This window comes from Pseudomonas sp. GZD-222, assembly GCF_049310525.1.
Lineage (GTDB): Bacteria > Pseudomonadota > Gammaproteobacteria > Pseudomonadales > Pseudomonadaceae > Aquipseudomonas.
Genome location: NZ_JBMOWO010000104.1, coordinates 37,125 through 45,773 on the forward strand (window position 1 = coordinate 37,125; position 8,649 = coordinate 45,773).

Below are 8,649 nucleotides of genomic sequence, written 5' to 3' on the forward strand. Positions count from 1 at the left end.
CCTCCTGGCGGAGCAGGGAGCGGGCTTTTCAGCCACGCTCCCGATTCGCGTCACGTGTTATTCGGTTTCCAGATCGATATCGATACCGAGCGAACGGATCTCTTTGATCAACACGTTGAAGGACTCGGGCATGCCCGGCTCCATACGGTGATCGCCGTCCACGATGTTTTTGTACATCTTGGTCCGACCGTTCACGTCGTCCGACTTCACTGTGAGCATTTCTTGCAGGGTGTATGCCGCGCCGTATGCTTCCAGCGCCCACACTTCCATCTCCCCGAAACGCTGACCACCGAACTGCGCCTTACCACCCAGCGGCTGCTGGGTAACCAGGCTGTAAGAACCAGTGGAACGCGCGTGCATCTTGTCGTCCACCAAGTGGTTCAGCTTGAGCATGTACATGTAACCAACGGTCACTGGACGCTCGAACTTGTTACCGGTACGGCCGTCGAACAGCTGCATCTGACCGCTTTCTGGCATGTCTGCCAGTTTCAGCATGGCCTTGATCTCGCTTTCCTTGGCGCCGTCGAAGACTGGAGTGGCCATTGGCACACCGCCTTTGAGGTTCTTCGCCAGATCCAGGATTTCCTGGTCGGAGAAGTCTTCCAGGCTTTCCTGACGACCACCGATCTCGTTGTAGATCTCGGTGAGGAACTTGCGCAGCTCGATGACCTTGCGCTGCTCTTCGAGCATGCGGTTGATCTTCTCGCCCAGACCTTTGGCCGCCAGGCCCAGGTGGGTTTCGAGGATCTGACCGACGTTCATACGCGATGGTACACCCAGTGGGTTGAGTACCACGTCAACCGGCGTACCGTTGGCGTCGTGCGGCATGTCTTCGACCGGCATGATTACCGAGACCACACCTTTGTTACCGTGACGGCCGGCCATCTTGTCGCCCGGCTGGATGCGGCGACGGATTGCCAGGTAGACCTTGACGATCTTCAGTACGCCCGGTGCCAGGTCATCGCCCTGCTGCAGCTTGCGCTTCTTGTCTTCGAACTTGTCGTCCAGCAGACGGCGACGATCAACGATGTAGGCCTGAGCCTTCTCGAGTTGCTCGTTCAGCGCGTCTTCGGCCATGCGCAGTTTGAACCACTGGCCGTGCTCCAGACCGTCCAGCACTTCGTTGGTGATCACAGTGCCTTTCTTCAGGCCTGCACCACCATCGACGACCTGGCCGTTCAGGGCAGAACGCAGACGTTCGAAGGTTGCGCCTTCAACGATACGGAACTCTTCGTTCAGGTCCTTGCGGATCTCGTCGAGCTGCATCTTCTCGATGGACAGCGCACGGCTGTCGCGCTCAACGCCGTCACGGGTGAAGACCTGTACGTCGATGACAGTACCTTTAGTGCCGGTGGGCACGCGCAGGGAAGTGTCTTTAACGTCGCTGGCCTTCTCACCGAAGATCGCGCGCAGCAGCTTCTCTTCTGGAGTCAGCTGGGTTTCGCCTTTTGGCGTGACCTTGCCGACCAGAATGTCACCAGCGCCAACTTCAGCACCAACGTAAACGATACCGGCTTCGTCCAGCTTGTTCAGCGCAGCTTCACCGACGTTCGGAATGTCCGCGGTGATCTCTTCTGGGCCAAGCTTGGTGTCACGAGCCACACAGGTCAGTTCCTGGATGTGGATCGTGGTGAAGCGGTCTTCCTGAACCACACGCTCGGACAGGCAGATGGAGTCTTCGAAGTTGAAGCCGTTCCATGCCATGAACGCGATGCGCATGTTCTGACCCAGCGCCAGTTCACCCATGTCGGTGGACGGGCCGTCGGCCATGATGTCGCTACGCTGAACCACATCACCTTTGCTTACCAGCGGACGCTGGTTGATGCAGGTGTTCTGGTTCGAACGGGTGTACTTGGTCAGGTTGTAGATGTCGACACCGGCTTCACCGGTTTCAACTTCGTCATCGGCAACGCGAACAACGATACGGCTGGCATCGACGGAGTCGATCACACCGCCACGGCGAGCCACGACGCAAACGCCGGAGTCACGCGCAACGTTGCGCTCCATACCGGTACCGACCAGCGGCTTGTCGGCACGCAGGGTTGGTACAGCCTGACGCTGCATGTTCGAACCCATCAACGCACGGTTGGCGTCGTCGTGCTCGAGGAACGGAATCAGCGACGCTGCAACCGAAACTACCTGCTTCGGCGAAACGTCCATCAGGGTGACGTCTTCCGGCGCCTTGACGGTGAATTCGTTCAGGTGACGAACAGCTACCAGCTCGTCGATCAGGTGCTTTTTCTCGTCCATCGTAGCCGAAGCCTGAGCGATGACGTGATCAGCTTCTTCGATCGCCGACAGGAACACGATGTCGTCGGTAACCACGCCCTCTTTCACCACGCGGTACGGGCTTTCCAGGAAGCCGTACTGGTTGGTGCGAGCGTACGCAGCCAGGGAGTTGATCAGACCGATGTTCGGACCTTCAGGGGTCTCGATCGGGCACACACGGCCGTAGTGGGTCGGGTGTACGTCACGGACTTCGAAGCCGGCGCGCTCACGGGTCAGACCACCAGGGCCGAGTGCGGAGACACGACGCTTGTGGGTGATCTCGGACAGCGGGTTGTTCTGGTCCATGAACTGGGAAAGCTGGCTGGAACCGAAGAACTCTTTCACCGCCGCCGCAACCGGCTTGGCGTTGATCAGGTCTTGCGGCATCAGGCCTTCGCTTTCAGCCATCGACAGACGCTCTTTGACCGCGCGCTCAACACGCACCAGGCCAACGCGGAACTGGTTCTCGGCCATCTCGCCGACGCAACGTACGCGACGGTTACCCAGGTGGTCGATGTCGTCGACGATGCCTTTGCCGTTACGGATGTCGACCAGGGTCTTGAGAACCTCGACGATATCTTCCTTGCTCAGCACGCCCGAACCTTCGATCTCGGTACGACCGATACGACGGTTGAACTTCATGCGGCCCACGGCGGACAGGTCGTACCGCTCGGCGCTGAAGAACAGGTTGTTGAACAGGGTCTCGGCAGCATCCTTGGTTGGCGGCTCGCCAGGACGCATCATGCGATAGATCTCGACCAGCGCTTCCAGTTGGTTGCTGGTGGAGTCGATCTTCAGGGTGTCAGAGATGAACGGACCGCAGTCGATGTCGTTGGTGTACAACGTTTCGATGCGAACAACCTGAGCCTTGGCAATTTTCACCAGGACGTCGGTGCTCAACTCGGTGTTGCACTCAGCCAGGATCTCGCCGGTAGCTGGGTGCACGATCGCCTTGGCGGTAGTACGGCCCAGGACGTATTCCATAGGAACGTCCAGCTGCTTGACGCCAGCTTTTTCCAGCTGGTTGATGTGGCGAGCGGTGATACGGCGGCCTTGCTCGACAATGACTTTGCCGGTTTCGTCATGGATATCCATGACTGCAATCTCACCACGCAGGCGCTGAGGCACCAGCTCCAGGCTGAGCTTCTCGCCCGAGACATGGAATACGTTGGTGGTGTAGAACGCGTCGAGCACTTCTTCAGTGCTGTAGCCCAGCGCGCGCAGCAGTACCGAAGCAGGCAGCTTGCGACGACGGTCGATACGGACGAATACACAGTCTTTCGGATCGAATTCGAAGTCCAGCCACGAGCCGCGGTAAGGAATGATCCGCGCCGAGTACAGCAGTTTGCCAGAGCTGTGCGTCTTGCCGCGGTCGTGGTCGAAGAACACGCCCGGCGAACGGTGCAGCTGGGAAACGATAACACGCTCGGTACCGTTGATTACGAAGGTACCGTTTTCAGTCATCAGGGGGATTTCACCCATGTAGACTTCTTGCTCTTTGATGTCCTTGATCGCTTTGTTCGACGATTCTTTGTCGAAAATGATCAGGCGGACTTTTACCCGCAGCGGAACCGCATAGGTCACGCCACGCAGTACGCATTCTTTGACATCAAAAGCCGGTTCGCCCAGACGATAGCCAACGTACTCCAGGGCAGCATTGCCGGAGTAGCTGATGATCGGGAAAACCGATTTGAAGGCCGCATGCAGGCCCACGTCGCGGAACTGATCTTTGGTCGCTCCCGCTTGCAAGAATTCACGATACGAATCCAGCTGGATGGCCAGGAGGTAAGGCACATCCATGACGTCCGGCAACTTGCTAAAGTCCTTGCGGATACGTTTTTTCTCAGTGTATGAGTAAGCCATCAGCGTTCCCCAGCTTGGTCACCTGCTTGTTTGGCTCCTCCCGACGGGAGCAGCCAGAAAATCGTGCAAACCCCATGGTTTGCGCCACCGTCATCGGTGGTTACCGCTCGTTACCGGCGCCGACCTGGTCGGCCGCCAATAACGGAAAAAGGCCGGTGGCAAGAGCCACCAGCCATCAGCCTTTCGCTTATCGCTCGGGCTGGAGACGCACAGTCGAAATTACTTCAGTTCGACGGTAGCGCCTGCTGCTTCCAGGTCAGCTTTAGCTTTGTCAGCGGCTTCTTTCGAAACGCCTTCAGCAACAACCTGAGGAGCGGTATCAACCTTTTCCTTGGCTTCTTTCAGGCCCAGGCCGGTCAGTTCACGAACAGCCTTGATCACGTTTACTTTCTTGTCGCCAGCGGCAACCAGAACAACGTTGAACTCGGTTTGTTCTTCAACAACGGCAGCGGCAGCAGCTGGGCCAGCAGCGGCAACAGCAGCGGTAACGCCGAAGGTTTCTTCCATTGCTTTGATCAGCTCAACAACTTCCAGAACGGTTTTCTGGCCGATTGCTTCGATGATTTGCTCGTTAGTCAGAGACATGACTTAAATCCTGTATTGGGGTGACAGCCTACGCAGCCATCAAATTAAACGTATGATTTCGAAAGTGCTTTCTGCGCCTTAGGCTGCAGCAGCTTCTTTCTGGTCGCGAACGGCTGCCAAAGTACGAGCCAGCTTGCTGGTAGCGCCTTGGATCACGCTCATCAGCTTTGCAATGGCCTCGTCGCGGGTCGGCAGGGAAGCCAACACGTCGATCTGGTTTGCGGCAAGGAACTTGCCGTCGAACGCAGCTGCCTTGATCTCGAACTTGCTCTGACCCTTGGCGAATTCTGCGAACAGACGGGCAGCAGCGCCCGGGTGTTCGTTGGAGAACGCGATCAGGGTAGGGCCGGTGAAGGCGTCGTTGAGGACACTGAATTCAGTGTCAGCAACAGCGCGCTTGAGCAGGGTGTTACGTACAACACGTACGTAAACGCCAGCTTCACGAGCCTCTTTACGGAGTCCGGTCATTGCGCCTACAGTCACGCCACGGGCATCAGCCACGACAGCAGACAGAGCGACTTTGGCAGCCTCGTTGACTTCAGCGACGATGGCCTTCTTGTCTTCGAGTTTAATTGCCACGGGTAAAACTCCTGCTTGTTACCGTTTCATCCAGCCGGAGCCGGATGTCGTTTTGGTGTCTGATTCGGCAAGGAACCAGGGGCACCATCTGCGTAGGCTTGTGGTTTAAGACTTGCGTCGCCTACGGTCTTGGATAGCCCCCGCCAGGCAGGGACCCCAATTTTTTCAAGCGGACGCGATTACTCGCGTCGGCTTTTGTCTTACGCGTTCAGCGAGCCTTGGTCGATGACCAGACCTGGGCCCATAGTGGTGCTCAGGGTAACGCGCTTAACGTAGATACCTTTCGAAGAAGCTGGCTTGATACGCTTCAGATCAGCGATCAGGGCTTCAACGTTTTCCTTCAGCTTGCCAGCTTCAAAGCCAACTTTGCCAACGGAGGTGTGGATGATGCCGTTTTTGTCGGTGCGATAACGAACCTGACCAGCCTTGGCGTTTTTAACCGCGGTGGCTACGTCTGGAGTTACGGTACCGACTTTCGGGTTAGGCATCAGGCCGCGAGGACCCAGAACCTGACCCAGCTGACCTACAACACGCATTGCGTCCGGGGAAGCAATAACCACGTCATAGTTCAGGTCGCCGCCTTTCATTTCGGCAGCCAGATCGTCCATACCTACACGGTCAGCGCCGGCAGCCAGAGCGGCCTCAGCAGCTGGACCCTGGGTGAAGACAGCAACACGTACGGTCTTGCCAGTGCCGTGAGGCAGCACGGTAGCGCTACGAACGACCTGGTCGGATTTACGTGGGTCAACACCGAGGTTGACAGCAACGTCGAAGGATTCGCTGAACTTCACGGTGGACAGTTCGGCCAGCAGCACTGCTGCTTCTTCGAAGTTGTAGACTTTGCCAGCTTCGAGTTTCGAAGCAATGGCCTTTTGGCGCTTGGTCAGCTTAGCCATTACACACCCTCCACGTTGAGGCCCATGCTGCGAGCGGAACCGGCGATGGTACGCACGGCCGCATCCATGTCAGCAGCGGTCAGATCAGCATTTTTGGTTTTTGCGATCTCTTCCAGCTGAGCACGGGTCACAGTACCGACTTTAACGGTGTTCGGACGTGCAGAACCGCTGGTCAGGCCAGCTGCTTTCTTCAGCAGAACCGAAGCAGGGGTGCTTTTGGTTTCGAAGGTGAAGCTGCGGTCACTGTAAACAGTGATGATCACAGGAGTCGGCAGGCCGGCTTCTTGACCCTGAGTACGGGCGTTGAAGGCCTTGCAGAATTCCATGATGTTCACACCGTGTTGACCCAGTGCTGGACCAACGGGTGGGCTTGGGTTGGCCTGGCCGGCCTTTACTTGCAGCTTGATGTAAGCCTGAATCTTCTTAGCCATGAGCTACTCCAATATCGGGTACGAACGCCAGAAGGCTCCCCGGATTACTTGCGTTTTATCCCAGTGACGACAAAACCCCGCAGCACATAGGGCTGCGGGGTATGGGATGCTTTGTTCGGCTAGACCTTTTCGACCTGGCTGAACTCGAGCTCTACCGGGGTAGAGCGACCGAAAATAAGCACGGCCACTTGGATCCGGCTCTTCTCGTAGTTAACTTCTTCAACGGTACCGTTGAAATCAGCAAACGGGCCATCGATGACGCGAACCACTTCACCTGGTTCAAACAACGTCTTCGGCTTAGGCTTGTCGCTGCCATCGGCAACGCGACGCAGAATGGCTTCTGCTTCTTTATCGGTGATCGGCGCAGGCTTGTCTGCAGTACCACCAATGAAGCCCATGACGCGAGGGGTATCCTTGACCAAGTGCCAAGTACCTTCGTTCATGTCCATCTGCACCAGAACATAGCCTGGGAAGAACTTGCGTTCGCTTTTGCGCTTCTGGCCATTGCGCATCTCAACCACTTCTTCAGTGGGGACCAGAATCTCGCCGAAGCCGTCTTCCATGCCAGCCAGCTTTACGCGCTCGATCAGCGAGCGCATTACATGCTTCTCGTAACCCGAGTAAGCATGCACAACATACCAACGCTTAGCCACGGGACACCCTTAGCCAACAATCAAGGAAATCAACCAACCGAGCAGGGAGTCGAGACCCCACAGCAGCAGCGCCATCACCAACACAACCGCCACTACGATGAGCGTGGTTTGCATGGTCTCTTGACGGGTTGGCCATACGACTTTACGGATCTCGGTGCGAGCTTCCTTTACCAGCGTAAAGAACGACTTGCCTTTAGCAGTCTGCAGGGCGATGAAGCCAGCAACAGCAGCCAGGACCAGCAGCGCGAGTACGCGATACAGAATCGGCGAAGCGGAGTAATAAAGATTACCTACAACACCAACGACCACCAAAGCGACAACAGCCAGCCACTTGAGCAGATCAAAACGAGAGTCTTGGGCTTCAGCCTTGGGAGTCATCTAGGAAGATCCTGTGAAAAGAAAGCCAGACACACGAGGTGAATCTGGCAGGTCAGGAGGGAATCGAACCCCCAACCTACGGTTTTGGAGACCGTCGCTCTGCCAATTGAGCTACTGACCTAAAAGCTTATCAGGCCGGCCATTATGCCGACCTGATCGAGAGAAATCAACTACTTATTCGATAATCTTTGCTACTACACCAGCACCGACGGTACGACCGCCTTCACGGATAGCGAAGCGCAGACCATCTTCCATTGCGATGGTTTTGATCAGAGTGACAGTCATCTGGATGTTGTCACCTGGCATTACCATTTCAACGCCTTCTGGCAGCTCGCAGTTACCGGTCACGTCAGTAGTACGGAAGTAGAACTGTGGACGGTAGCCTTTGAAGAACGGAGTATGACGGCCGCCTTCTTCTTTGCTCAGAACGTAAACTTCTGCGGTGAACTTGGTGTGCGGCTTAACCGAACCTGGCTTGACCAGAACCTGACCACGCTCAACGTCGTCACGCTTGGTGCCACGCAGCAGAACGCCGCAGTTCTCGCCAGCACGACCTTCGTCGAGCAGCTTGCGGAACATCTCAACACCAGTACAGGTAGTGGTGGTGGTGTCACGCAGACCAACGATTTCCAGCGGATCCTGAACGCGGACGATACCACGCTCGATACGACCGGTAACAACGGTACCACGACCCGAGATCGAGAATACGTCTTCGATTGGCATCAGGAACGGCTTGTCGATAGCACGCTCTGGCTCTGGGATGTAGCTGTCCAGAGTTTCAACCAGTTTCTTGACGGCAGTGGTGCCCATCTCGTTGTCGTCTTTGCCTTCCAGCGCCATACGAGCCGAACCGATGATGATCGGGGTGTCGTCGCCTGGGAAGTCGTAGGTGGACAGCAGGTCGCGAACTTCCATCTCGACCAGTTCCAGCAGCTCAGCGTCGTCTACCAGGTCAGCCTTGTTCAGGAAGACCACGATGTACGGAACGCCAACCTG

Annotated in this window: 8 protein-coding genes and 1 tRNA gene; all 9 read right to left on the reverse strand. The window is 56.6% G+C overall.

The window, feature by feature from the left end; translation table 11 throughout:
• Positions 1–57: 57 nt before the first annotated feature.
• The gene (gene rpoB, locus ACO6VD_RS19630) at positions 58–4,131 is read right to left on the reverse strand and encodes a DNA-directed RNA polymerase subunit beta (RefSeq protein ID WP_422421408.1); all 4,074 of its coding nucleotides are present in this window, start codon (positions 4,129–4,131) and stop codon (positions 58–60) included.
• A gap of 219 nt (positions 4,132–4,350) precedes the next feature.
• Positions 4,351–4,716: a 50S ribosomal protein L7/L12 gene (gene rplL / locus ACO6VD_RS19635; RefSeq protein ID WP_043861936.1), complete on the reverse strand. Its 366-nt coding sequence runs from the start codon at positions 4,714–4,716 to the stop codon at positions 4,351–4,353.
• Between the two features lie 78 nt (positions 4,717–4,794).
• Positions 4,795–5,295: a 50S ribosomal protein L10 gene (gene rplJ, locus ACO6VD_RS19640; protein WP_045190247.1), complete on the reverse strand. Its 501-nt coding sequence runs from the start codon at positions 5,293–5,295 to the stop codon at positions 4,795–4,797.
• A gap of 200 nt (positions 5,296–5,495) precedes the next feature.
• Positions 5,496–6,191 (reverse strand): 50S ribosomal protein L1, encoded by a 696-nt coding sequence (rplA, locus tag ACO6VD_RS19645; RefSeq protein ID WP_400171204.1) that lies wholly within the window; start codon positions 6,189–6,191, stop codon positions 5,496–5,498.
• Complete coding sequence (gene rplK, locus ACO6VD_RS19650) at positions 6,191–6,622, reverse strand: 50S ribosomal protein L11 (protein ID WP_010220295.1); 432 nt, start codon at positions 6,620–6,622, stop codon at positions 6,191–6,193. The genes rplA and rplK overlap by 1 nt, the downstream gene beginning before the upstream one ends.
• A gap of 119 nt (positions 6,623–6,741) precedes the next feature.
• A complete protein-coding gene (gene nusG, locus ACO6VD_RS19655; RefSeq protein WP_010220294.1) occupies positions 6,742–7,275 on the reverse strand; it encodes a transcription termination/antitermination protein NusG in 534 nt (177 codons plus the stop codon).
• A gap of 9 nt (positions 7,276–7,284) precedes the next feature.
• On the reverse strand, positions 7,285–7,653 hold the full coding sequence (secE, locus tag ACO6VD_RS19660; protein ID WP_038606143.1) for a preprotein translocase subunit SecE: 369 nt from the start codon (positions 7,651–7,653) through the stop codon (positions 7,285–7,287).
• Between the two features lie 45 nt (positions 7,654–7,698).
• Positions 7,699–7,774 (reverse strand) — tRNA-Trp (locus tag ACO6VD_RS19665).
• 53 nt (positions 7,775–7,827) lie between these two features.
• On the reverse strand, positions 7,828–8,649 hold an 822-nt coding region (locus tag ACO6VD_RS19670), incomplete at its 5' end, for an elongation factor Tu (protein WP_422421412.1).

Coding starts and splice junctions, on each gene's coding strand:
- rpoB (WP_422421408.1), bottom strand. CDS start 4,131: ATGGCTTACTCATACACTGAGAAAAAACGTATCCGCAAGGACTTTAGC.
- rplL (WP_043861936.1), bottom strand. CDS start 4,716: ATGTCTCTGACTAACGAGCAAATCATCGAAGCAATCGGCCAGAAAACC.
- rplA (WP_400171204.1), bottom strand. CDS start 6,191: ATGGCTAAGCTGACCAAGCGCCAAAAGGCCATTGCTTCGAAACTCGAA.
- rplK (WP_010220295.1), bottom strand. CDS start 6,622: ATGGCTAAGAAGATTCAGGCTTACATCAAGCTGCAAGTAAAGGCCGGC.
- secE (WP_038606143.1), bottom strand. CDS start 7,653: ATGACTCCCAAGGCTGAAGCCCAAGACTCTCGTTTTGATCTGCTCAAG.